The following is a 23,696-nucleotide window of genomic DNA, read 5'->3' as shown; positions in this document are numbered from 1 at the left end:
ACATATTAATTTTTCTATTGCCCCTATAAAATTTAAATATGAATAATATTTAATTAAACCTTTAAGAATCTTCTAATTGATAATACACTACCAAAAGATCCTATGAAAATTCCTCCTAAAATAAACTGCCATACCATATGTTTTAATATAACATTAGGAGTTGCAAAAGAAACGAATAAAATATTTCTTAGCATATCATATATTAAAATATAAAATCCATATAGAATAACTAAAGAAATTACACTTCCCACTAAGCCAATTATAATTCCTTCTATAATAAACGGACATCTAATAAACCAATCTGTAGCACCTACATATTTCATAATATTTATTTCTTTTTTCCTAGAGTAAACGGTTAATTTTATTGTGTTCATAATAAGGAATATTGATACAATAAATAGCAATATAAAAATGACTATAGCAGAAACCTTCATAACACTTGTTATTTTAGTGATTTTTTGAATTACATCTTTTGCTGTTGTAACATCATATATCCCTTCTAAATAGTTTCCATCTATATCTTTAATATTTTCAACAATCCCATCTATATATGAACTGTCCTCAGCATTTACAACAAGTACCACCGGGAAAGGATTTATCTGTAAAAACTCCTCAAATAATTTCTTTACTTCTTCAGCATCTTCTCCATGAGATTCTATAAAAGCCTCTTGACCTTCTGCCTTAGATTTTTCCTTCATATCTTTATATCCATCACTATTTTTTATTACAGCAATTAAATTATTTTTTTGCTCTATAGTAATATTATCCTCTAAAGCAACTCTTATTTCTAATGTAGATCCTATTTGATCCATAAACATCCTTATATTTAAGGCTACCATTAAGAATAAACCAAAAATCAACAATGTTGTAGTAACAGTAGCTATAGAAGCAAAGGTTAAAGTTTTATTCCTAGATAAACTTTTAGAAGCATCTGATGTAAAATATCTGAAAGTATTAATCTTCATAGTGATACCTCCCCCTTCTCTCATCTCTAGCGATAACACCCTTTTCTATTGCTATAACTCTTTTTTTCATAATATCTACAATATCCTTAGCATGAGTAGCCATCACTATAGTAGTACCAGCTCTATTAATATCACTTAATATTTCCATAATCTCTAATGCAGTTTCTGGGTCTAAATTTCCTGTTGGCTCGTCCGCAATTAATAGAGATGGATTATTAACTATAGCTCTTGCTATTGCAACTCTCTGCTGTTCCCCTCCGGAAAGTTCATGTGGAAAAGCCTTATACTTCTTTGAAAGCCCTACCAAAGATAAAACCATAGGAACCTTCTTTCGAATATCTTTATGTGACGCTTCAATTACTCTCATTGCAAAAGCAACATTTTCATATACATTTAAGGATGGTATTAACCTAAAGTCCTGAAACACAACCCCTACTTTTCTCCTATAATAAGGTATTTTGTTATGTGGCAATCTGGTTATATCCTTTTTATTCACAAGTATTCTACCTGTTGTTGTTTCAACCTCTTTCATCAATAGTTTAATAAAAGTTGATTTTCCTGAACCACTAGGTCCAACCATAAATACAAAATCCCCTCTATCAATTTTAACATTTACGTTAGAAAGAGCTAACACGTTGTTATCATAAATTTTAGTTACATTTCTGAACTCTATCATCCTAATCTCCCCTCAAAACTGAAATCATAAATGTCTATAGTTATTTTTAATTATAACACAATTATTCATAAATTTTAGATTTGTTAATATTTTTTTCAATATTTATCACAGAATATTACAACGCAAAAAAGGCGCTTTGCGCCCTAAATCATTTTTTTATTTTAGTACCTTAACTATATTCCAAACATATAGTATCTCAACACATCAATGATAGCCAAATAAACGTATTGAACTACACAAATTGTAAAAATCACACCAACTAAGTTCATTTTATAAAAATGTTTTCTCCACTCTTTTTGATGATTTAACTCTCTCATATGTTTTGGTTTTACAAATGCTATAGCAGCAATAAATAATCCAAATGAGGAAATCCATACACCAATATTAAATATCCATGATAATGTATATCCTACAGATAATACAGAATTTGTTATTCCTAAAATTATACCAACTATTGTCCCTATTAATGCTATAGGTATAAAAATTATAGTAGCAATTTTCGTACATGTAAAAATATCATAAAGTTTTTCACTCACATATCTCACTCCACTCTATGTAATAAATTAATATAATTATATCACATATAAAAATAAAGAGTAAGCCACTGAAAGCTTACTCTTTGTTAACATTTTTTAAAATTATTTTTTTAACTCTATTCCCTTTTTAACAGCTTTAACTATTTCATCAGCAGTTAATCCATACTTCACAAGTAACTCTGCTGGAGAACCACTTTCTCCAAAAGTATCTTTAACACCAACTTTTAAAACTGGAACTGGATAAGTAGAAGTTACAACCTCAGCTACTGCTGATCCTAATCCACCAATAACACTATGCTCTTCAGCCGTTACAATTACACCACAATCTCTAGCAGCTGCAGCGATTGCTTCTTCATCAATTGGCTTTATTGTGTGGATATTAATTACTCTTGCTTTAATTCCTTCTTCTGCAAGTGTATTATAAGCTTCTAACGCTGCATCAACCATCATTCCAGTAGCAATAATAGCTACTTCATTTCCTTCTCTTAATTGAACAGCTTTACCAATTTCAAATTTATATTCTTCATTATCATTAATTACGTTAACAGCTAATCTACCTAATCTTACATAACATGGTCCATTATATTCAGCAACAGCCTTAACAGCTGCTGATGCTTCCACAGCATCACTAGGACTAATAACAACCATATTAGGTATACTTCTCATTAATGAAATATCCTCTATTGCTTGGTGAGATGCTCCATCTTCACCAACAGTAATACCAGCATGTGTTGCACATACCTTAACATTTAATTTAGGATATGCAATACTATTTCTGATTTGCTCAAAAGCTCTACCAGCTGCAAAAATCGCAAAAGTACTAGCAAATGGTATTTTACCACATGTAGCTAATCCAGCTGCTACTGTCATCATGTTACCTTCAGCTATTCCCATATTTAAAAATCTTTCAGGACATTCTCCTTTAAACACTGCTGTTTTAGTTGATTTTGATAAGTCTGCATCTAAAACAACTATATTTTCGTTTTGCTTTCCAATTTCAGCAAGAGTATTTCCGTATGCTTCTCTAGTAGCAATCTTCTTCATTATTTGTCACCTCCGATTTCAGCTAAAGCCTGCTCGCACTGTTCTTTAGATGGTGCTGCTCCATGCCATCCAGCTTCGTTTTCCATAAATGATACACCCTTACCTTTTATAGTCTTAGCAACTACAACAGTAGGTTTGTCTTTAACATTTTTAGCTTCATCAATGGCATTTTGGATAGCATCTAAATCATGTCCATCTATACAAATAACATTCCAACCAAATGCTTCAAACTTTTCATCGATAGGTAGAGAATTCATAACTTTTGTTATATCTCCATCAATTTGTAGACCATTATAATCTACAAATGCTGTTAAGTTATTTAATTTATAATGTGAAGCACACATTGCAGCTTCCCAAACTTGACCTTCTCCTAATTCCCCGTCTCCTAGAAGAGTATATACTCTATACTCTTTATTATCTAACTTACCAGCTAAGGCCATTCCAACTGCAGCTGAAATTCCTTGACCTAAAGAACCAGTAGACATATCAACACCAGGTATGTAATTCATATTTGGATGCCCTTGAAGGATAGCTCCTGTTTTTCTTAACTTCATTAATTCTTCTTTCGCAAAAAAGCCTCTTTCAGCTAATGCGGCATATAACACAGGTGCTGCATGTCCTTTTGATAATACAAATCTATCCCTATCTGGATCTTGACAGTTTTTAGTATCTATATTCATCTCATTAAAATATAATGTTGTCATGATTTCAACTGCTGATAAAGATCCTCCTGGATGACCTGATTTTGATTCAGTAAGCATTTTTACAATGTCTTTTCTAAGAATTTTTGCAATCTCGCGCAATTCTTCACATGTTTTTTTCATAACTACCGCCTCCATACGAGAAAAATTCTACAAAATATGATAATTTTGTAGCTCTCTGAAATAAAATGAAATAGTTTGATTTATGTAATTTTAATTTGTTTGAATATTTTTTTCATTTTATTTCTTTAATTTATATAATCCGAAAAAAATTTACTTTTTACGGAATTACTCTGAACCTCATATACATTATAGCAAGTTTTTTCTTAAATACAATATTTTTATATGTATTTGTAATTTAAAACAAATTCTCTTATGTAAATATTTTTATGCTGTCAAAACAAGGAAAGCGCACAAAAGTGCGCTTATTTTACATTAAAGTCCCAAACTTATAAGCAAAGCTTCATCTACTTTTGCCATATCACTATCTGTCATGTGACCAATTTTTTCTTTCAGTCTTCTTTTATCAAGTGTTCTAATCTGTTCCAACAAAACTACAGAGTCTTTATTTAATCCATATTCCTCTGATGAAATCTCAACATGTGTTGGTAGCTTAGCCTTATTGATCTGGGAAGTAATCGCTGAAATTATTACTGTTGGACTATATTTATTTCCAACGTCATTTTGAATTATAATAACTGGTCTAATACCGCCTTGCTCTGAACCAACAACAGGACTTAAATCAGCATAAAATATATCTCCTCTTTTCACTATTGTCGTTGTCATTAGGCATATCACACTCCGAAAGCTGAGTCTCGTATTCATTTAACTCTAAGCTATAATTATTTATACCCCATTCACAAAGTTCTAGATTGATATTTGCCATATCCAAATATCCGCTCTTCATCTTTTCAAGTTGTGTTATTTTTTTCTTCTCTTCAATATATAATATTATAGCTTCTTTTATAAATTCATTTCTTTTTTTACTGTCTAGCTTAAGTGCTTCATTAAATTCATTATAAAGTGTTTCCGAGAGGTTAACTACTAATTTCTTATTCTGAGACATATTATTTCCTCTACCTCCTATTTAGCCGAAGCATAAATATGTATAAACCTAAGTATATTATATTTCAACTTTTGTCAATATGTCAAAGCATTTGTCGTATTTAAATTTTTTTTTTAACAAAAGGATGATTTTGTCTACACATATTTCCTTGTTTTCATCACTTTACTATTTTCGACATATACTCTTGGAACTCTTTTCCCTATCATACAAAGTACTTCATAGCTTATAGTATTTAAACAGCATGCAATATAATCTGCGTTAAGTTTATTGTTCCCATCTTCGCCAATTAATATTACTTCATCTCCTATATTTACATTATCAACCTGAGTCAAATTAATCATACATTGATCCATACATATTCGTCCTATTACTGGTACTATTGTACCATTAACTATTACTTTTGCAAACCCTGTTAACATTCTAGAATAACCATCAGCATATCCTATTGGCAATGTTCCTATAATAGATTCATCATCACATTGATACTTTCTACCATACCCAATATACTCATTTTTCTCTACTTTTTTTATGTTTGCAATTTTAGCTTTAAGACTTAGTACTGGTTTAAGATCAATTATATCTTTTTTTACTTCATCAGATGGATAATATCCATATAAAATAATTCCTGGTCTAACCATATCATAATGATATTCTGGAAGGTCAATTATTGCAGCGCTATTACCAATATGTTTTGTTTTAAAAAATATATTCCTTTCATCCAATTTTTCTATGAAATATTGAAATCTATTGTTTTGAATTTCAGAATATTCTTTCTTCTCATTGTCTGCATCGGAAAAATGTGAAAATAATCCTTCCATTTCTATGTTTTGCAATTTAGAAATTTGATATATTTCTTCAATACTTTCTTCGGTTGGTAAAAAGCCAATTCTCCCCATTCCACTATCAACTTTTATGTGAATTTTCGCAATTTTCCCTCTTTTTCTTGCCTCATTTGACAATGCTTCTGCAAATTCATAATTCAAAACAGTACATTCTAAGTCATACTCTACAATATCTTTCACTTGATCTTCCGGTGTCCAACCTAAAACAAGTATAGGTGCTTTAATTCCACCTTTCCTTAACTCAATGCCCTCATCTACTATTGCTACTGCTAATTTATCCGCGCCGTTTTTTAATAAAATTGGAGCAGTATCTAGAGCACCATGTCCATAAGCATCCGCTTTAACTACAGCCATAATCTCTTTACTTTTTGATACCCTCCTTATTTCTCTCATATTGTGTGCCAAATTATCCAGATTAATTTCAGCCCACACAGGTCTAATATTCCTCACTTTTTTATCCCCCCAATACTGTTAATCACTGTTTAGAAGTCTTTTAGTATCGAAAAAATCGTCTCTTATCTTAGCATTCCCCTCGAATTTACCATAAGTGATTCTCATTCTAACCTTTTTATCCCCATCATAAATCTCAATCCTATTAGGATTCCCATCTTCTGTATTTATGTATATCACAGCCTTATCTAAATTTCGATTATTGCTGCATAGTATTAATTCAACTAATAGATACCGTTTTCCTTCTTCTTCTGCAAATTTAGTTTTAATTTTTTCATCACAGTACAATTTTTCAATATATTTCTCTAGAAAAGTGTATTCTAAAATATTATCGTAAAACCTACTTTGAATAAGCATTTTTTTCTGTTTAATATAGTTATCAATTATTTTGTTAGGAAGAAACCATATCTGCCTGTCCTCATTAATCTTTATATAACTTCCTGTGTCTTTCTTAAAAACCTGATAAATATCAACTTCTTTTCTCTGAACGTCATTTATAACTTCAAGTTTAGCAGTACATTCATAAGTCTTTAAACCTTTTATGTATGCTATAACCTTATTTGGATCCTCTTTATTCTCACAAGATATTAAACTCATGAGAATAATTACTATCATTATAGATCCTAGTATAAACCTTCTCATTTTCAACTCCTCCATAAAATTGCTTTTCTATACTATTATTCTTATTAAATTAATTACAAATATATGATGAAATGAGAAAATCTATTGCAGTTTTTAAGTATAAAACTATTTATGATTCATGTAAATTTTATATTATAAAATCGAATACCACAATAACCATAAACTTTAAATTTTTCACGTTAAGTGGACTGTTCTTTTAAATCACGGTACCCGTGATTTTAAAAATGGATAATGGAGAATTGAGAATGGAGAATGATGGATGTTTCTGCTTGCGCAGAAACTACATTTTATTGTTCTTTAGAGAAGAGATGTTTAAACATTTTATCCAAGGATAAAATATTGTATTTATAATAACTTTTATTCTTGGAGCCATTATAGGTAAATGGTCCTCTTATAGACTTTATTTAAGTTCAAATGTAATAACAACATCAATGCCACTATTAGTTTTATTTGTAGCAGCTGTATTCGGTGGTAAAAACATAAAAAAGAAAAGAAAAAATATAAGGGAATTGAATGAATAGGATTGAATAATATATATAGATTATTAAGTAAGGTGGTAGTTTTTTATACTGCCTTTTTTTACTTAAACCAATAATGGTATGTAATGAGAAAAATGCATAATATGTTCAATTATTTTTAATATACTAATAGATATAATACGTTAATATAAGGAGTAAACAAATGGAATTAAAAGTACAAACAAATTATATTGAAGACCTAGTGCTTCATTGTTTGGCTCATATGCATGTGGATAATGAATCAGACTTATATGATATTTGTTATATTTCAAAAATCAATGAGGAAAAGTTAAAGAAATCATTTCCAACTCATTTAGATGATCAAATGGAAAAATTATCGAGAATATACAATGATAATTTTGAACGAATGGCAGCGATCAATTTTTTACCGTTTACAACTAACTCATTGGATGAGTTGGAAGGTAGTTTACTTACTCTGCCTATTTTTACAGAGCAAGATAGAGAAATTTTTATTCATCATTTTATAGAAATATTAAAGTCCGAAGATGTATTTTATCATAATTTATGGGCGAATAAAGTCTCTCAACATTCCAAAACTTTAGAGAAGTTTGAAATTGATGTTAAAGCAATGTTTGAAAAATTACCGACAGCATTCCAAAAAATACCTATACCTCTTTGCATTTCATTACAATTAGCCATGACAAAAGCTGGACGAGCAACTGCTAATCATGAGAGAATTTCAGTTGCAGTTAGGCTTTATGAAGATTATGAGAAAATGAAATTTTCATTGTTACAAGTATTACATGAATTAACTCATATGTTTACAGATAGATTATTGAAATGTCAGTTATCTATGAGAGATGGAAGCCATATGAAAGCAGAGTATATTGTTATTGTTACTGATTATTTGATTATAGAGGAACATATGCCGGAATTCATGAGCACATATTTAGAGTATATAGACATTAAATCTGCTGAATTAAAAGAAGTACTAGAAGTATATCCAGTAGAAGAAGATACATTAAGGAAGATATCTGAAATGTTGCATCTACAAATCCAGTAAGAGTAAATGTATTGATGTTAGTTGTTGAAGTTTTATCATGTTATTTAAGATAATAATCAAATTACTATAACCCATAAATAATAGAACCTATTACAAGATAATAATTATAAACCAAAAGGTTGGTGACAAATACTATTAGTCACCAACCTTTATTGTATTCTAATACAATGTTTCATTCCAATGAAACGAGTAACCCCCTATTGTCCAAGAAACAATAAAATTAAAATTTCTCGAAGAGAAATATCCATCATTCTCCATTCTCAATTATCCATTCTACATTAAATAATGGGGTGCTTTAAGTAAGTTCTTTTATAGTTTCCGAAATATTATCAATAATATCAGTGGCTGTAACAACAAATTTGTGTTCTGATACTTTATCTCCACACTCACCATGAGCATATACCCCTATGCAAGAGGCATCCATAGCTGAATATCCTTGTGCACAAAGTGATGCTATTATTCCAGTTAAACAATCTCCCATTCCACCATTAGCCATGGAACCATTACCTGTTGGATTAATATAACTAACTTCTCCATTAGTAATTATTGTATTATAACCTTTTAATACCATGATTACTCCATGTTCTCTTGCAAATTTCTTTGCAATTTCCATTCTATCACTTTGAATTTCTTTTATTTCCATACCAGTCAATCTTGCCATTTCTCCTGGATGAGGCGTAATAATAATATCAGCTTTAGACTCCTTTAATAGATGTGTTTTTCCTTCAAGTACATTTATAGCATCTGCATCGATGACAATTGTACCCACATTACTCTTTAACACTTTTTTTAGGTTATCTAAAGTTTCACTTGAATTTCCTAGCCCTGGTCCTATAGCAATACAATTCACTTTTTTAATTAAATTTTCAATTCCTTGATAGTCACCTTTCTTTTTCCACATAGCCTCAGGAACAAAATTTCTAACTCCTTGTAAGGCCTCTTCACAACTTACAAGAGTTGTTAATCCAGCTCCAGTTTTAACTACTGATTTAGTAGTTATTGTTGCTGCACCTGTCATACCTTCTGAACCAGCTATAACCACGACGTGCCCAAAATTACCTTTGTGAGAATATTTAGCTCTTTCTTTTGTCTTTTTTTGAATAAATTTTCTCTCTAAGAAAAATTCCTTATTATGAAATTTATCCACCACAAAATCAGGTATTCCAATCTTTTCTATCACTACTTCACCTGTATATTCATGACTTCCATAGTTTAAAAAACCATTCTTATATGTCTCAAAAGTAATAGTTTTACTAGCTTTAATACAATTCCCTAGCACTTTTCCTGTATCACAGCTAAAGCCTGAAGGTACATCTATGGATATAGTTTTCTTTGATGTTTCATTAATAACTGTTATTGCAAGATCATATACCCCTCTGATTTCTCGATGCAATCCTATTCCAAAAATTCCATCCACAACAACATCACTTCTTAAGATAGAGTCTCTTAAGAATTCAATATCTTCAACATTACTTATATTTGTAATCTTCACTCCCATATTACATAAAATATCATGATTTATTCCACAATCTTTACTCATTGGATTCAAACCGATTGAAAACACACTTACTTTTTTACCAGAAGTAATAAGATGCCTTGCTACAGCAAATCCATCTCCTCCATTGTTTCCCCTACCACAAATAACTACGTAATATTCCATCTCATTCAACATTAAATGTTTTATTACTCCTAATGCAGCATTCTCCATAAGTATTATACTAGGTATTCCTAATTTTTCTATGGAATAATTGTCAATTTTCCTGATTAATTCTCCCTTTGAAACTTTCATTTTTTACCTCCCACATAGCATATGCAATGGCATTATCTCTTCCATGAGATATGCTAAGATGAATAGCATAATCACCATATTTGGAAGCAATTTTTTCTGCTTCACCTTTTAATACAACTATAGGTTTTCCTAAAGAGTTCCTATCTACTATAATATCTTTAAATTTTATACCTCTAAATCCTGTGCCTAGCGCTTTTACTATTGCTTCCTTGGCTGCAAATCTTCCAGCGATAAATTCTGGTTTCATATTTCTCATTTTAAAATATTCTATTTCTCTATTATGAAACATCTTAGTTAAAAAACCTTCTCTATTAAGTGCTTTTTCTATTCTATCTATCTCAATAATATCAGTTCCAATTCCTTTTACCACATTTACCCTCCTTCTATAAGTAACAATAGTTATTATAATATTTATCTTTTATTATAATACATAAATATAAATTTTTTTAAAAATTTTATATTTATTTTTTGTAAATATTGAGTAAAAAAATAAGAGGATTATACCTCTTATAAGTTAAATCTCAATTCATCAATTTCATTACTAAAAATATCTATGAAGTGTATTGGTGATATTAAATATGTGTACGCTTTATTAAATAAACTTTTAACCTTTTCACAGTCTGAACTTATTAACTTCTCCCCATCTCTTTCAATATTAACAAGCTCTCCATTTATAAAATCTCTTCGTTCTACTTCTATACCATAGAACATCTTATTTTTTATTGCTCCTTTTTTACCTTCTACTTCTACAATTCTATAACTATAATCTCTTCTTAGTCCTTCATCTTCTATGCTCTTTTCTTTACACAATATTATCTTCATGTTCTCCCTCCCTATATATTAGCCCCCTGTTTATTTACTATATATTCATAATATCAGTTGTTTCAAAAGAAAACTGTCATAATTTATATGCTTGTACGAAAAACTTTTCTATCAATTACGACAGTTTATATATCATTATTACTATTAACATTATTTTTTTCACCTCTCACTACCAGTTACTGGTATTAACGCGTAATTATTGCGCTTTTTTGTCATATAAAGCAACCATATTTTTTAAATTAAGATGATTTTTTTTCTTAAAAATATGTATTAAGTTTTTTTCCAATAAAAAAACTGCAACAAAATTTAATCTTATTTTGTTACAGCTTCTCACAATATAATTAATGTATTAGTAAATACTTTAACATTGATGGGAAAAACGTAAATACAATTGTTATAACAACTGCTGAAATAAATGCACCAACTGCTGCACAAACAAAAGATTTCTTTTTATCAAGGTTTAGAAAACTTGCAACAGCAGTCCCTGTCCATACTCCTGTGGTTGGTAGTGGAATTGCAATAAATATTATTAATGCAAGCTCTTCGTATTTCTCGAACTTCCCTCTATTTTTATCAAGTTTTCTCTGAATAAAATTATAAAACCATCTAAAGTACTTAAATCTCCCTAAAATATCAAATATTTTATTAAATAGCAATAAAATAAACGGAACTGGAAGAAGACTTCCTACATAACTAACTAAAAATACCACAAATGGATCTATATTTGTACTTAATAGCCCATATGGAATAGCTCCCCTCTGTTCAATAATAGGAGTAGCTGACATTATTAAAATTATCAATAGTTCTCTCATTTTATCCTCCTGAATCAAAAATACACTTTTAAAATTGTTTAGTTAAGAACTTAACTTATTAAAGAAATTCAAAAGTAAAATCTGTATATAAAGAACAAATTATTTTATTTATTCTTTCTATCTAGTATCGTCAAATTTTGCTGTAGAATAACTTCATATAATATCTTATCATCTTATCTTTGTTTTAACAAGAAACAGGTAATCAATAAAAATTATGGAGAATAAAGCAAAAGACGCATTTCAGCGCCTACCTAAAAAACAAATTTTGATTTTTTATTTATTCAGAGTTTTAAAAGCCCAAAATCAGGCTTAAAACAGCCTGATTAAGAAACTTCTTCCTCTTCTCTTTTTTCTTTCGTATCAAGGAAATTTATTTGTTCCGCTTCAACTTCAGCAAAAAATCTTTTAACTCCTTCTTTATTTTCATAGTTACCTGTTCTTAACTTCCCAATAACATTAACTAATCTACCTTTTGAAAGAGATTCAACAATACTTTCAGATCTTTTACCCCATAAAACCACTTGAACAAAATCAGCATCACGCTCACCAGTTGCTTTAACATATTTTCTGTTCACTGCCAAAACAAACTTTAGATAAGGAAATTCTTTCTCAGAAGTATATCTAACCTCTGGTTGTTTCACTATTCTTCCTAATAACAATACTTTGTTCATTATAAAACCTCCATAAAATTTAATATATTAGCATTATATCCAAATTGATTTTTTATAATCATTTATTGTAAAAATCCTTATTTTTATTTGAATATCCCTATTAATTATTGATAAAAATAAATATATACTAAATTAAGAAAGGGGTAATTATTTAGATTGTTTATTAATAGAAAAGTTTATACAAAAGATATTTCTTCCATCCATTTTGAAAGTAATGAAACCAAGGGTACTTTTCAAGCATTTGATTCTCAAGGTCACCTTTTAAAGTCATGGAACACAATCGCACATAATTTAGCACAATTTGATTCAATGGCTAAAAAGTTTTACGATGAACTGAATGAGGAAAACCATAAAACAAATGTATAATTGATAATGGATAATGTATAATGGTGGATGTTTCTGCTTACGCAGAAACTACATCTTATTGTTACTTAGAACAAAGTGTTTTTACTCATTTTATCTTTTGATAAAATATTGTATTTAAACTACAATGTTTCATTCATAATGAAACGAGTAGAATCCTAATGTTTATCACCAAAAAAATGTAGATTCTGACCAAAGTCAGAATCATCCATCATTCTCCATTCTACATTCTACATTATCCATTATCCATTAAGCTTTTTTCATTTAAAAAAGCATTAAGTTCTCCTCCAATCAATATCATCATTGAGGTTATATAAATCCAGGTCATTAAAATAATTACTGCTCCCAAACTACCATATACTCTAGAATAATTAGCAAAGTTATTTACATAATATGAAAATCCTAATGATGAAACAAACCATCCTAAGGTGGTAAATAATGCACCTGGAATAACTTTTTTAATTTTTAATTTTCTAGCGGGAAATGTACAATACATTCCAACAAAAACAATAAAAATCAAAAACAAAGTAAATCCAACTCTATAGAAGTCCCAAAAATATTTGAAACTTCTATTTCCATTAAACCAATTAATAACGGTATTTCCTATTACTTCTCCAAAAATTATAAGGGTAAAACTAAAAATTATTATTACAGCCAATGCTACTGTATAAACAATAGAAATAAAAAAAATAAATATAAAATTTCTATTTTCTTTAACATTATAAGCAGTATTCAACCCATCCATTATTGCTCTTATTCCACCTGAACCAGCATACAAGGCAAATAATATACCAAAAGACAACAAATTTTGATTGCTACTTTGAAAAGTATCAATAATTACTGATTTAACTAATTCGTAAGCACTTTCTGGTAAAAATTTACCCAATTCTTGAACCAAAGAATCTACACTTATTTCACTATAACTAACAAGTGTTAAGAGAAAAATCATAAATGGAAAAAAAGATAACAATGAAAAATATGATAGTACAGCTGCAACTTTTGAAATTTGGTCATCTAATATTTTTTTTATTAAAGCAAATACTTTAGTTATAAACTTCATAATCTCCTCCATATTTCATTTGTTTAGTTACTTTATATTTCTCTACTTTTATATTAGGTTATGCATATTTTGTATAAATCAATCTCAAAAACATTAACCTTGTGGTTATTTAGCAATTAATAATTATTTTGATATTTTACTTATTTTAAAGTAAAATAATGTTATAAATAGATTAATTCTCATATTAATATTCAGAAAAGAGGGGGAATTTATGGACTTATTTAAGTGGATAGTAACTTTTTTACCTTATATTAACTTAATTTTTGCATTAATATTAATATTCTTTGAAAGAAGAAATGTAAGTACAACACTTGCTTGGTTGATGATTTTCTATTTTGTACCAGGTTTTGGATTTATATTATATTTAACCTTTGGTCAAAATTTAAGCAGAGAAAAAATATTCAGATTAAAAAAACATGAAGATAAAGTTCTAAAAGAGTATTTACTTGAAAATGAAAAACTTATTAAACATAATAAGTCTTTTAATAGTGATGATATGAAATATTATGAAGATTTAATGAGGTTAAATTTTAATAATGGTAATTCACCCTTGACAGAAGATAATACTGTTGAAATTTTTGCAGATGGGAAAAGTAAATTTGATGATCTTCTAATGGAAATTAAAAACGCTAAAAAATTCATTCACATTGGTTATTATATTATCAAAAACGATGACCTAGGTAAAAAAATCATTAACGCTTTAGTTGAAAAAGCCAAAGAAGGAGTAGAAGTTAGATTATTATATGATCAACTTGGTTCTAGAAATTTAAGAAAAAGACATCTTAAACCATTGATAGATGCTGGTGGTAAATACGCTGTTTTCTTTCCGTCATTATTATATATAATTAATTTTAGAATAAATTATAGAAACCACAGAAAAATAGTTGTAATTGATAATAAAATTGGTTATGTTGGAGGCTTTAATATTGGTGATGAATACCTAGGTAAAAATAAACGATTTGGTTATTGGAGAGATACCCATATTAAAATTACAGGTGAAGCTATTGTTACTTTGCATTTAAGATTTTTACTTGATTGGCGCTATTCATCAGGTGAAAATGATGTATTAATTGAAAAATATCTCAGTTCTTCAGTATCTAAAGGCGACATTGGCATGCAAATTGTATCAAGTGGTCCCGATACAGAATTGGAACAAATTAAATATGGTTACGTTAAAATGGTTCAGGATGCAAAAGAATGTATACTTATTCAAACTCCTTATTTAGTATTAGATGACTGTATTAAAGAATCCTTAAAGATTGCAGCATTATCAGGAGTAGATGTAAGAATAATGATTCCTAATAAACCTGATCACCCATTTGTTTATTGGGCTAGTTACCACAATGCTGGCGAATTGATTCGTGCCGGTGCAAAGATTTATACTTATGAAAAAGGATTTCTACATGCTAAAACAGTAGTAGTTGATAATAAAATATGTTCTGTAGGAACTGCAAACATGGACATAAGATCATTTAGATTAAATTTTGAAGTGAATGCATTTATTTATGACAAAAAAATATCTATGGAATTACGAGATGTCTTTTTTGCAGATATTAGTGATTGTAATGAACTTACTCCTGAAATTTATAAAGCAAGAAGTAACCTAATAAAATTTAAAGAGTCTTTTAGTAGATTATTATCACCGATTTTATAAAATACTATATACTAAGATAAGCTTATACTAGATGGCTTATCTTTTTTTATGTTTAATTATTCTTCTACTGTTTTTATCATATCAAAACTTCTTATTTAAATAGAGAAGTTCTTTATACGAACACTTAAAACTAATATTAAATTGAAGGATTATTTAATATTAATAACGAATACTTATATAGTAAGTGATTATTTATTACATACTAAAGATTTTTATGAAATTAGACCTTTAAATACTACTATTAAAATTAATTGTAATCTAAAGATAAATATATTAGATATATTGATTAGGAGGAATTCAAATGCAAATGTTGATTATGGTTCTAAATAACGTTAGTCATTTGGAACATATTTTAAATGAATTTGAAAGCAATGGAATACATGGTGCTACAATTATTGATAGTACTGGTATGGCTAAGGTCATTAATCATGCTAAACCCAATGAACTACCTATATTTGGATCATTAAGAATGCTAATGAACGAACAACGCCCATTTAATAAAACTATATTTACAGTTATAAAAGATAGCCAAGTTCAAACAGCAATTTCAGCTATTAAAAATGTTGTAGGCGATCTTTCTAAACCAGATGTAGGTATTGTTTTTACAGTTCCTGTTTCCTTTTGGGAAGGGATACATGTAGACTAAATGTATTTTATTTGGAATATTTAAGTGCATTCTTTTCTATATGTTGGAATAATACTACTTACAGGCATTCTTAGTGGAAGATTATGTAAAAAAATCAATCTTCCTGAAGTTACTGGGTATTTAATAGGTGGTTTATTAATTGGACATTCATTTTTAGGACTAATTCCTCTAAGTGCAGCCAAAGAATTATCTTTAATTTCTGAAGCTGCACTTGGATTTATTGCTTTCTCTATAGGTTTAGAATTCAATTTCAATCATTTAAAAAAAATAGGAAAATCAGCTTTTATAATCACTTTTTTTCAGGTACTATCCACCATGACCTTTATAACTATTGGAATGCTTTGTTTTAACAAAACCCTTTCTTTTAGTTTAGTGATTGGTGCAATCGGTACTGCTACAGCCCCAGCTGCTACAATAATGATAATAAAACAATATAAAGCTAAAGGGCCTGTAGTAAATACACTACTGCCAGTTGTAGCTATTGATGATGCTATGGGAGTAATCATTTTTGGCATATCTTTAGCAATAGCAAAAGCCCTTTTGATTCCCACAGGAAACTTATTAAGTTCAATATTACATCCATTTATCGAGATTATTCTAGCATTTATTATAGGAGTATCCCTTGGGTTAATATTAGCTTTTTTAATAAATAAATCAGAAGGAAAAAACAAGATGTTATCCGTTGTTGTAGCAATTATGATGATTGCCATAGGTGTATCATCTGAGTTTAACATTTCACCTTTGTTACTTTGTATGTCCATAGGAGGCACTGTGACTAATATTTTACCTAACACGAAACCATTACATGAAATATCAGATCATTTTACGCCTCCAATATTTATTGCTTTTTTCACATTGGCAGGCGCAGAACTTGATATTAGTACACTTTCTAAAATTGGGTATATAGGTGCTGCATATGTAATTTTCAGAATAATCGGAAAAATTTTAGGTGCATATCTTGGTGCTAGAATTGTTCACTCACCTAAGGTAGTCCAAAAATATCTCGGTCTCACCCTCATTCCTCAAGCTGGAGTTGCAATTGGATTAGCTCTAATTGCTGAAAATACTCTTCCAAATGGTGATACCATACGTACTATTATACTTGCAGCAACTGTAATTTATGAACTTATTGGTCCTTTAATGACCAAATATGCAATTTTCAAAGCAGGAGAGGCACATATTGACAAAAAAAAATCTTTGAGTATATAATAGGCATTAATGTGCCTATTTCTTTTTTTGTACACATAAAATACACAATTTTGAATTATACTTATTTAAATTAATTTAGCGAGGTTTGATATGCAGAAAATACTTATTATTGAAGATGAAGTAAAAATATTAGATATTCTATATGATTATTTTACAAAAGAAGGTTATGAAGTTATTCGTGCCTGTGATGGAATTAAAGGCATAGAAGCTTTTGAATCAAATTCTGTAGATTTAGTTATTTTAGATGTTATGATGCCAAAATTAGATGGCTGGTCTGTATGTAAAAGAATACGTAAAAAATCAGCTGTTCCAATTATCATGCTTACAGCTCGAAATGATGAAGAAGATATGTTAATGGGATTTGACCTTAAAGCTGATGAATATGTAACAAAACCATTTAGTCCTGCGGTATTGATTGCAAGAGTAAAAATGCTCTTAAAACGTACTGAAGGCACCGTATTATCAGAGAGTAATGTACTTGAACGAGATGGACTAAGAATTAATCTTGATTCTCATAATGTTTACATTGATAATTCTGAAATTAAACTTTCTCCAAAAGAGTATGATTTACTAGTCTATTTTATAAAGAACTCTGGTATTGCACTTTCTAGAGATTCCATATTAAATGCAGTATGGGGATTTGATTATTTTGGAAACACTAGAGTTGTTGATACTCATGTAAAAAAACTAAGAAAAGCTATGGAACATAAAGCTTATATGATACAAACAGTTTTTGGCATAGGCTATAAATTTGAGGTGGAATAATGAAATATAAAGGAATAGTTTTAAAACTCTTTTTTCTAATATTATCTATTGTTTTAATTGTTCAAGTTTTTCAGTTTGCATTTCAAAGTATTTTTTTAGAAACTTTCTACGAATCAAGCATTATTAACAATCTTGAATCAGAAATAAGTTCATTAAAAACTGATTTAACTATCGCATATTCTAATAAACTTCCTACTTCCCATCAAGAAGTTAACAAATTAAATAGCACTTTATTAAAATTTTCTCATAATAATAACTCTGCAGTAATCATTTATGATTTATACGGAAACCCTTGTTTTGGAGATCCATCCACGCAAAATGAGGGACTATTATATGTAAAAACTGATAATTTTGCTCAAGTAAAGGTTGATATCTATCCAGATGATTTACAAGAACTTGTTTCTAATTACGATTTATCTGTAGGCTCAGAAATTACTATAAAAGGAAAATTTATTCCTTCTGAAAATATTATGTATCCACTAGAAATTATAATAGATAATACACAATTTATTGTGAATGAAATTTATGAATCTACAGAGTCTACTTCTAAGGAATCTGCTGAAAATAATTTTCCTGCTAAGGAAGATAATTATAATAATATTTCTAAGTTTGAGTGTAAAATTGTATTTATTAATTATTCAGATATTAATAATAATATTTTGTATTCTTATGATTCTCTTGAATCAATTCTATATGATGAATTATTCAATTACTTAGATTTAAATGATGAATCAAATGAATCTAATATTTTAAACTTACAAGAAGCATACTATAAAACACAATCAGATGATTACGAAACAGAATCACTTATTTTTTTTGAACCAATTAAACTCTATAACGAACAATTCATACTGGGTGTTTCAATACCTTATACTCCTATTGAGGGTACTGTGTATATTATACAAAATTATTATATATACTATTTCTTTTTTGCAATTATTGTTATTACTTTAGCGTCAATTTTTTTATCAAAAATTCTGTCTTCACCATTGTTAAAACTCAATCAAACTGCTCATAAAATGGCTTCATTAGATTTCTCTGAAAAATGTGATATTGTTTCAAATGACGAACTAGGTACTCTTTCTCAAAGTCTTAATACATTATCTAGTAATTTGGAACGTTATAAAAATGAACTTGATTCAGCTAATGAACAACTTAAGGAGCAATTAAACTATAAAGAAATGCAAGAAAAATTAAGAAAAGAATTTATGGCTAATATATCCCATGAGTTAAAAACTCCTTTAACAGTAATGAATGGTATATTAGAAGGGATAGAGGATAAAATATATACTGAATCCCCTGAAAAATATCTGAGTATTTTAAAAGAAGAAGTTGATTATATGCAATCTATGGTGTATGAATTGCTTCAATTATCAAAATTAGATTCACCTTCATTTGAACTTGATACAGCTATTGTGAATCTAAACGATGTTTTCTTAAAAATAAATAATAAGTTTCATAGCTTAGTGAAAGAGAAACTATTATCTGTTAACTTTAACTATGAAGATGGATTTGTAATAGGTGATAGAATTAAATTGACGGAAGTACTTAGTAATTTGTTTCTCAATGCAATTAAATACTCACCATGTAAAGAAAATATTAATGTTAATATTACAACCTCCAAAGATAAGGTTAGGTTTTCTATTGAAAATACAGGTACTCATATTCCATCTGAGGATATACCAAAAATTTGGAATGAGTTTTATAGAGTTGAGAAATCAAGAAATAGAGATTCTGGAGGTACAGGGCTGGGTTTATTGATAGTTAAAAAAATCTTAGAAAAACATGGAGCTTCATACAGTGTAATTAATACAGAAAAAGGCGTTCAGTTTTATTTTGAGATGGATTCTGTTGATGAATATATATAGGTAAATATTCTCATTCTTGGTTGACTTTTTGATTTCATTATGGGATAATAATTCTTAAACTTAAGTATTTAAATTTCCTTCTAATGTTTCAAAATATTGCCACTTAGAAGTGACGTTTATTTACTATTGTATTTTGAATTATTAGGAGGCCAAAAAATGGAAGATAAGAAATTAATCTGTAAGGATTGTGGAAATGAGTTTATCTTTACAGCAGGAGAGCAAGAATTCTATAAAGAAAAAGGTTTCGAAAACGAACCTAAAAGATGTAAAGAATGTAGATCTAAAGCAAAAGATAGAAGAAATCATAATAAAAGATAATAACATAAAACTATTACGTAGTTTTATGTCTTGTGACCAAAGAAAAGAGATGAAGAACAAATATTGTTGATAAAAAAGGTAATCCCAATGGATTACCTTTTATTTTTATTTTCCTCTTGTTGTGTTTCATTAGTCAAAAATTTATACGATATACCCATTACTAATAAAATAATTCCAACTATAGGTATTATAATCAAAATACCAAATGATATAAATATAAGTGCCTTCTCTAAATCATTTAATAAAATATTTTTTTCCTTCAAATATGATTGGGCTATTTTAAGAATTACAACAAAAGCTGAAATAATTACTACAATAAAACCTAATAAAAGCACACAGTCTCTTACTCTATACATTATTTCTTCTATATACACATTGAATAAGGAATATTTTCTAATAAATATTCCTACTATCAAACTACTACTCATAAGTATGAATCCTACAATAAATAAAATAAATTGATCAATATATTTTTTCATAATATCCCCTCCCAAGGAATATTATACATCTTTATCCATTTCTTTTCTACTAAATATATTTTTGTAAGTTTTGACTCTAATACATAACATCATCATAAGAGCACACACAATAAATAAAACTTCTATTTGAAGATATTCAGCAATGAATCCCATTACTGGTGCTAGTACTATTACTACTAATGACTTTAATTGGCTATTCACAGATAATACAGATGCCCTCGAATCTTTCTCAACCAATTCACCAAGCACATCTAACATAAATGGTTTTCTTGTATTCTTCAATATAAAAATCACAAAGTAACATAAAATAATAAGTGTATAACTGTTTAGTTTTATTCCAAAACTTAAAATTAAAAATACTATTGCTGTTACAACAAAATAAATATTCAATAAGTTTTCCGATTTCAAAAATTTATTTAATCTGTATGCATTCCTTGAACCAACAGAACTAAAAATATTAAATACGAAATAAATTAATCCTAAAGATATTTTTAAATATATATCCCCTTCACTTTCACTGTTTCCTACAAAAGTAAGTAAAATCATAGCCTTCAAAATTGGCTGAATATAATCTTTTATAACATCCATTACACCTGTATATATCGATGACCCAACTATAACTTGCCTTATTTCTTTATGACAAAGTGAATATCTCAACTTTACTATTGATTCTTTTATTAAAAATATTATATTAAATTCGCATTTTCCATGTCTATCAAGCTCTCTAGGATATGATATTATTAATATCATGTCTAAAACATATGGAACTATTGATAAAAGAAATATCCATTTCATTGAGGGCATATTTAAAATAAACACTATAGATAGAAGCGCTGAAATAGCGGAACCTAATAAAGAAAAAGATCTTGTCCTCCCATAAACTAAGCTTTTATGTTTTGTCCACCCTTTTACATCAAGATACTCAAGTATCATAGCCTTGTGAGTTCCTGATCTGAAAGCTTCTCCTAATCCATAAAATATCATTCCAATTGAAATAATAAAAATTCCTTTCCCAAAAAAGAATAATATAAATGAAATAATATAGAATATAAAACACATTACTAACTCTTTCTTCTTTCCATATATATCAGCAATTACTCCCGAAGGAATTTCAAATATGTATATGATTATTTCTTTTAAGGCTATTAGCCCTCCAATATCTATATAATTTAATCCCATACTTAATAGATACACTATTAAATATGGCTCAAAAAACTTCAGATTCTTAAAAAAACCATAAAAACAGAACTTCCATATCTGTTTATCTTTCTTTATATTTATCCCCATGCTAACCCCCATTATTGAGTAAAAGAACTTTGTTCTTTACATTTAAAATAGCACCATATAGGTGCTTTATTAATAAAATATATGATTAAACTTCATAGTATATTATGAATTTACAGTCTCTAAAATTAACTGGATATTTTCTTCTTCAAGATCCTTTATGTTTGCATCACAGTTATAATCTAATTCCATTTCAAAATATGAAACAATGTCTTCATAAACAGATTCATCATTTAATTCCTCCATTACTGCTTCATGTAAAGAACTAAAATTAGCATAATTATCATAATCAATTTTATCTAAAATGGTCCTAAACTCATCTCTACTTAAACGTTCAAATTCCATACTTAACTTCCTCCTTATTAATTTATACTCCAAAAAACAATAAATATTTTTTGTAAAGTTTTTATAAACTTTTGAATTAATTATACTTTAAAAATCTGAGAGTATCAATAGAAATTTTAAGTTTTTTTATATTTTTTAAACACACCCTCAAAGCCCACTGTGACTGACTTAACATATTATTTTACACTTATTTTTTTTGAATTTCAAGAGGAAATTTTCATCATTAAATCCCCCTCTATTTATCTACATTTTTCTTAACATTTTGATAATAAATACAAAAAAAGCACGAGATGCGTGCTCTTAAAAAATTAAAACCTTTAAAAAAAAGTTGACAGTTGACAGTTGACAGTGGACAACGATGGATGTTTCTGCTTACGCAGAAACTACATTTTATTGTTCTTTAGTACAAGAGAGATTTACTTATTTTATCTACGATAAAATATTGTATTTATATTACAAGGTTTCATTACAAATAAAACGAGTAAACCTTTATTGTCCAAGGAACAATAATAATAAAAATTTCTCGAAGAGAAATGTCAATCATTTTCCATTATACATTCTCCATTCTCCATTCTCCATTATGTTTTCTATATCTCCTCTTCTTCATTTCTTTATATACACTTCACATCCAATATCATTTTCAAAATCATGTACTAGAGAAGCCTTAGGAAATCTTCTCAATTGATTATACATAGCAAAGTCTCCAACTCCTCCTGAAATTAGAAGCGCCCCAACAACTATTAAGATATAACTTCCATTTATAATTCCAAATATCCAAGGAAATACCCCTGTAATAATTGTTGGAAGTATCAATACTACTCCCATAAATCTATTCTCTACGCTCACTTTGCAGTGAACATATGGACATAAGTATTGTTTATGAAATCCAAATTTAATATTATCCCAATTAATCCTACTATAGTATCTAAAGCAAAGAGCATGTATTATCTCGTGCATTACTATTCCTATACTATATAACACAATAAAAATCACTACTCCATACAAAGAAAATTTCACATTTATGCCATTTAAGCTTACATTGCTAATAACACCTATTATCACTGAAATTAAAAAGACCTTTATGCTCTCATTAGCAATTAATTGAATCTCAGGTTTTATTTCTACTCGTTCATATCCATCCATATAT

27 protein-coding genes are annotated in these 23,696 nt (G+C 28.5%); 8 read left to right on the top strand and 19 right to left on the bottom strand.

Annotation, left to right across the window (positions count from 1 at the left end; genetic code table 11):
* Positions 1–53 precede the first annotated feature (53 nt).
* The 9 genes from ftsX to OW730_RS11150 all read right to left on the bottom strand — a co-directional run bounded on the left by ftsX (position 54) and on the right by OW730_RS11150 (position 6,922).
* Entirely contained in the window at positions 54–965 is a 912-nt protein-coding gene (gene ftsX / locus OW730_RS11190; RefSeq protein WP_271229104.1) for a permease-like cell division protein FtsX, read from the bottom strand.
* A complete protein-coding gene (gene ftsE, locus OW730_RS11185; protein ID WP_271229103.1) occupies positions 955–1,641 on the bottom strand; it encodes a cell division ATP-binding protein FtsE in 687 nt (228 codons plus the stop codon). The genes ftsX and ftsE overlap by 11 nt, the downstream gene beginning before the upstream one ends.
* 173 nt (positions 1,642–1,814) lie before the next feature.
* Positions 1,815–2,177, bottom strand: coding sequence for a hypothetical protein (locus tag OW730_RS11180; RefSeq protein ID WP_271229102.1), 363 nt, complete (start codon positions 2,175–2,177; stop codon positions 1,815–1,817).
* Positions 2,178–2,279: 102 nt separating this feature from the next.
* Positions 2,280–3,221, bottom strand: coding sequence for a transketolase family protein (locus tag OW730_RS11175; protein ID WP_442945414.1), 942 nt, complete (start codon positions 3,219–3,221; stop codon positions 2,280–2,282).
* On the bottom strand, positions 3,221–4,045 hold the full coding sequence (locus tag OW730_RS11170; RefSeq protein ID WP_271229101.1) for a transketolase: 825 nt from the start codon (positions 4,043–4,045) through the stop codon (positions 3,221–3,223). The genes OW730_RS11175 and OW730_RS11170 overlap by 1 nt, the downstream gene beginning before the upstream one ends.
* A gap of 312 nt (positions 4,046–4,357) precedes the next feature.
* The gene (locus OW730_RS11165; RefSeq protein ID WP_271229100.1) at positions 4,358–4,708 is read right to left on the bottom strand and encodes a type II toxin-antitoxin system PemK/MazF family toxin; all 351 of its coding nucleotides are present in this window, start codon (positions 4,706–4,708) and stop codon (positions 4,358–4,360) included.
* A complete protein-coding gene (locus OW730_RS11160) occupies positions 4,665–4,988 on the bottom strand; it encodes a CopG family transcriptional regulator (protein WP_271229099.1) in 324 nt (107 codons plus the stop codon). The genes OW730_RS11165 and OW730_RS11160 overlap by 44 nt, the downstream gene beginning before the upstream one ends.
* A 134-nt stretch (positions 4,989–5,122) precedes the next feature.
* A complete protein-coding gene (alr, locus tag OW730_RS11155; RefSeq protein ID WP_271229550.1) occupies positions 5,123–6,223 on the bottom strand; it encodes an alanine racemase in 1,101 nt (366 codons plus the stop codon).
* A 78-nt stretch (positions 6,224–6,301) separates the two neighbouring features.
* Complete coding sequence (locus OW730_RS11150) at positions 6,302–6,922, bottom strand: germination lipoprotein GerS-related protein (RefSeq protein WP_271229098.1); 621 nt, start codon at positions 6,920–6,922, stop codon at positions 6,302–6,304.
* 681 nt (positions 6,923–7,603) lie between these two features.
* On the opposite strand from OW730_RS11150, the gene OW730_RS11145 reads away from it, so the two are divergent.
* Positions 7,604–8,464: a hypothetical protein gene (locus tag OW730_RS11145; RefSeq protein WP_271229097.1), complete on the top strand. Its 861-nt coding sequence runs from the start codon at positions 7,604–7,606 to the stop codon at positions 8,462–8,464.
* A gap of 295 nt (positions 8,465–8,759) precedes the next feature.
* Here the strand turns inward: OW730_RS11145 and OW730_RS11140 are convergent, their stop codons facing one another.
* The 5 genes from OW730_RS11140 to OW730_RS11120 form a co-directional block, all read right to left on the bottom strand.
* Complete coding sequence (locus OW730_RS11140) at positions 8,760–10,253, bottom strand: NAD(P)H-hydrate dehydratase (RefSeq protein WP_271229096.1); 1,494 nt, start codon at positions 10,251–10,253, stop codon at positions 8,760–8,762.
* Positions 10,216–10,623 carry a holo-ACP synthase gene (gene acpS / locus OW730_RS11135; protein ID WP_271229095.1) on the bottom strand — a complete coding sequence of 136 codons (408 nt, stop codon included), beginning with the start codon at positions 10,621–10,623 and terminating at the stop codon, positions 10,216–10,218. Before acpS ends, OW730_RS11140 begins: the two co-directional genes overlap by 38 nt.
* A gap of 137 nt (positions 10,624–10,760) precedes the next feature.
* Positions 10,761–11,075, bottom strand: coding sequence for a DUF6514 family protein (locus OW730_RS11130; RefSeq protein WP_271229094.1), 315 nt, complete (start codon positions 11,073–11,075; stop codon positions 10,761–10,763).
* Between the two features lie 341 nt (positions 11,076–11,416).
* Positions 11,417–11,887 (bottom strand): COG2426 family protein, encoded by a 471-nt coding sequence (locus tag OW730_RS11125; RefSeq protein ID WP_271229093.1) that lies wholly within the window; start codon positions 11,885–11,887, stop codon positions 11,417–11,419.
* A 323-nt stretch (positions 11,888–12,210) separates the two neighbouring features.
* Positions 12,211–12,558: a single-stranded DNA-binding protein gene (locus tag OW730_RS11120; RefSeq protein ID WP_271229092.1), complete on the bottom strand. Its 348-nt coding sequence runs from the start codon at positions 12,556–12,558 to the stop codon at positions 12,211–12,213.
* Positions 12,559–12,714: 156 nt separating this feature from the next.
* Here OW730_RS11120 and OW730_RS11115 point away from each other — a divergent pair, with 156 nt between their 5' ends.
* Positions 12,715–12,924 carry a hypothetical protein gene (locus OW730_RS11115; protein WP_271229091.1) on the top strand — a complete coding sequence of 70 codons (210 nt, stop codon included), beginning with the start codon at positions 12,715–12,717 and terminating at the stop codon, positions 12,922–12,924.
* Positions 12,925–13,156: 232 nt separating this feature from the next.
* On the opposite strand, the gene OW730_RS11110 is transcribed toward OW730_RS11115, so the two are convergent.
* A complete protein-coding gene (locus tag OW730_RS11110; RefSeq protein ID WP_271229090.1) occupies positions 13,157–13,981 on the bottom strand; it encodes a YihY/virulence factor BrkB family protein in 825 nt (274 codons plus the stop codon).
* Positions 13,982–14,192: 211 nt separating this feature from the next.
* On the opposite strand from OW730_RS11110, the gene cls reads away from it, so the two are divergent.
* From cls to OW730_RS11080, 6 genes are all read left to right on the top strand, one after another.
* On the top strand, positions 14,193–15,635 hold the full coding sequence (gene cls, locus OW730_RS11105) for a cardiolipin synthase (protein WP_271229089.1): 1,443 nt from the start codon (positions 14,193–14,195) through the stop codon (positions 15,633–15,635).
* 316 nt (positions 15,636–15,951) lie between these two features.
* A complete protein-coding gene (locus tag OW730_RS11100) occupies positions 15,952–16,281 on the top strand; it encodes a hypothetical protein (protein WP_271229088.1) in 330 nt (109 codons plus the stop codon).
* 24 nt (positions 16,282–16,305) lie between these two features.
* The gene (locus tag OW730_RS11095; protein WP_271229087.1) at positions 16,306–17,490 is read left to right on the top strand and encodes a cation:proton antiporter; all 1,185 of its coding nucleotides are present in this window, start codon (positions 16,306–16,308) and stop codon (positions 17,488–17,490) included.
* 90 nt (positions 17,491–17,580) lie between these two features.
* Positions 17,581–18,255 (top strand): response regulator transcription factor, encoded by a 675-nt coding sequence (locus tag OW730_RS11090; protein WP_271229086.1) that lies wholly within the window; start codon positions 17,581–17,583, stop codon positions 18,253–18,255.
* Positions 18,255–20,123: a sensor histidine kinase gene (locus OW730_RS11085; RefSeq protein WP_271229085.1), complete on the top strand. Its 1,869-nt coding sequence runs from the start codon at positions 18,255–18,257 to the stop codon at positions 20,121–20,123. The genes OW730_RS11090 and OW730_RS11085 overlap by 1 nt, the downstream gene beginning before the upstream one ends.
* Positions 20,124–20,279: 156 nt before the next feature.
* A complete protein-coding gene (locus OW730_RS11080; RefSeq protein WP_271229084.1) occupies positions 20,280–20,441 on the top strand; it encodes a zinc-ribbon domain-containing protein in 162 nt (53 codons plus the stop codon).
* Between the two features lie 92 nt (positions 20,442–20,533).
* Here OW730_RS11080 and OW730_RS11075 read toward each other — a convergent pair whose 3' ends face one another.
* The 4 genes from OW730_RS11075 to OW730_RS11060 all read right to left on the bottom strand — a co-directional run bounded on the left by OW730_RS11075 (position 20,534) and on the right by OW730_RS11060 (position 23,692).
* Positions 20,534–20,920: a hypothetical protein gene (locus tag OW730_RS11075; RefSeq protein ID WP_271229083.1), complete on the bottom strand. Its 387-nt coding sequence runs from the start codon at positions 20,918–20,920 to the stop codon at positions 20,534–20,536.
* A 21-nt stretch (positions 20,921–20,941) separates the two neighbouring features.
* On the bottom strand, positions 20,942–22,207 hold the full coding sequence (locus OW730_RS11070; protein WP_271229082.1) for an MFS transporter: 1,266 nt from the start codon (positions 22,205–22,207) through the stop codon (positions 20,942–20,944).
* Between the two features lie 102 nt (positions 22,208–22,309).
* Positions 22,310–22,549 (bottom strand): hypothetical protein, encoded by a 240-nt coding sequence (locus tag OW730_RS11065; protein WP_271229081.1) that lies wholly within the window; start codon positions 22,547–22,549, stop codon positions 22,310–22,312.
* Between the two features lie 603 nt (positions 22,550–23,152).
* Positions 23,153–23,692, bottom strand: coding sequence for a DUF3267 domain-containing protein (locus tag OW730_RS11060; RefSeq protein ID WP_271229080.1), 540 nt, complete (start codon positions 23,690–23,692; stop codon positions 23,153–23,155).
* Positions 23,693–23,696: the final 4 nt, after the last annotated feature.

Origin of the sequence: Oceanirhabdus sp. W0125-5, from assembly GCF_027938815.1 — a bacterium.
Lineage (GTDB): Bacteria > Bacillota > Clostridia > Clostridiales > Clostridiaceae > Oceanirhabdus.
This window is presented reverse-complemented; position numbering and strand designations above follow the sequence as displayed.

Bases quoted from the DNA above. Each gene is read 5' to 3' on its own strand.
- ftsX (WP_271229104.1), bottom strand. From the start codon at position 965: ATGAAGATTAATACTTTCAGATATTTTACATCAGATGCTTCTAAAAGT.
- ftsE (WP_271229103.1), bottom strand. From the start codon at position 1,641: ATGATAGAGTTCAGAAATGTAACTAAAATTTATGATAACAACGTGTTA.
- OW730_RS11175 (WP_442945414.1), bottom strand. From the start codon at position 3,221: ATGAAGAAGATTGCTACTAGAGAAGCATACGGAAATACTCTTGCTGAA.
- OW730_RS11170 (WP_271229101.1), bottom strand. From the start codon at position 4,045: ATGAAAAAAACATGTGAAGAATTGCGCGAGATTGCAAAAATTCTTAGA.
- OW730_RS11165 (WP_271229100.1), bottom strand. From the start codon at position 4,708: ATGACAACGACAATAGTGAAAAGAGGAGATATATTTTATGCTGATTTA.
- OW730_RS11160 (WP_271229099.1), bottom strand. From the start codon at position 4,988: ATGTCTCAGAATAAGAAATTAGTAGTTAACCTCTCGGAAACACTTTAT.
- alr (WP_271229550.1), bottom strand. From the start codon at position 6,223: ATGAGAGAAATAAGGAGGGTATCAAAAAGTAAAGAGATTATGGCTGTA.
- OW730_RS11150 (WP_271229098.1), bottom strand. From the start codon at position 6,922: ATGAGAAGGTTTATACTAGGATCTATAATGATAGTAATTATTCTCATG.
- OW730_RS11145 (WP_271229097.1), top strand. From the start codon at position 7,604: ATGGAATTAAAAGTACAAACAAATTATATTGAAGACCTAGTGCTTCAT.
- OW730_RS11140 (WP_271229096.1), bottom strand. From the start codon at position 10,253: ATGAAAGTTTCAAAGGGAGAATTAATCAGGAAAATTGACAATTATTCC.
- OW730_RS11130 (WP_271229094.1), bottom strand. From the start codon at position 11,075: ATGAAGATAATATTGTGTAAAGAAAAGAGCATAGAAGATGAAGGACTA.
- OW730_RS11125 (WP_271229093.1), bottom strand. From the start codon at position 11,887: ATGAGAGAACTATTGATAATTTTAATAATGTCAGCTACTCCTATTATT.
- OW730_RS11120 (WP_271229092.1), bottom strand. From the start codon at position 12,558: ATGAACAAAGTATTGTTATTAGGAAGAATAGTGAAACAACCAGAGGTT.
- OW730_RS11110 (WP_271229090.1), bottom strand. From the start codon at position 13,981: ATGAAGTTTATAACTAAAGTATTTGCTTTAATAAAAAAAATATTAGAT.
- cls (WP_271229089.1), top strand. From the start codon at position 14,193: ATGGACTTATTTAAGTGGATAGTAACTTTTTTACCTTATATTAACTTA.
- OW730_RS11100 (WP_271229088.1), top strand. From the start codon at position 15,952: ATGGTTCTAAATAACGTTAGTCATTTGGAACATATTTTAAATGAATTT.
- OW730_RS11090 (WP_271229086.1), top strand. From the start codon at position 17,581: ATGCAGAAAATACTTATTATTGAAGATGAAGTAAAAATATTAGATATT.
- OW730_RS11085 (WP_271229085.1), top strand. From the start codon at position 18,255: ATGAAATATAAAGGAATAGTTTTAAAACTCTTTTTTCTAATATTATCT.
- OW730_RS11080 (WP_271229084.1), top strand. From the start codon at position 20,280: ATGGAAGATAAGAAATTAATCTGTAAGGATTGTGGAAATGAGTTTATC.
- OW730_RS11075 (WP_271229083.1), bottom strand. From the start codon at position 20,920: ATGAAAAAATATATTGATCAATTTATTTTATTTATTGTAGGATTCATA.
- OW730_RS11070 (WP_271229082.1), bottom strand. From the start codon at position 22,207: ATGGGGATAAATATAAAGAAAGATAAACAGATATGGAAGTTCTGTTTT.
- OW730_RS11065 (WP_271229081.1), bottom strand. From the start codon at position 22,549: ATGGAATTTGAACGTTTAAGTAGAGATGAGTTTAGGACCATTTTAGAT.
- OW730_RS11060 (WP_271229080.1), bottom strand. From the start codon at position 23,692: ATGGATGGATATGAACGAGTAGAAATAAAACCTGAGATTCAATTAATT.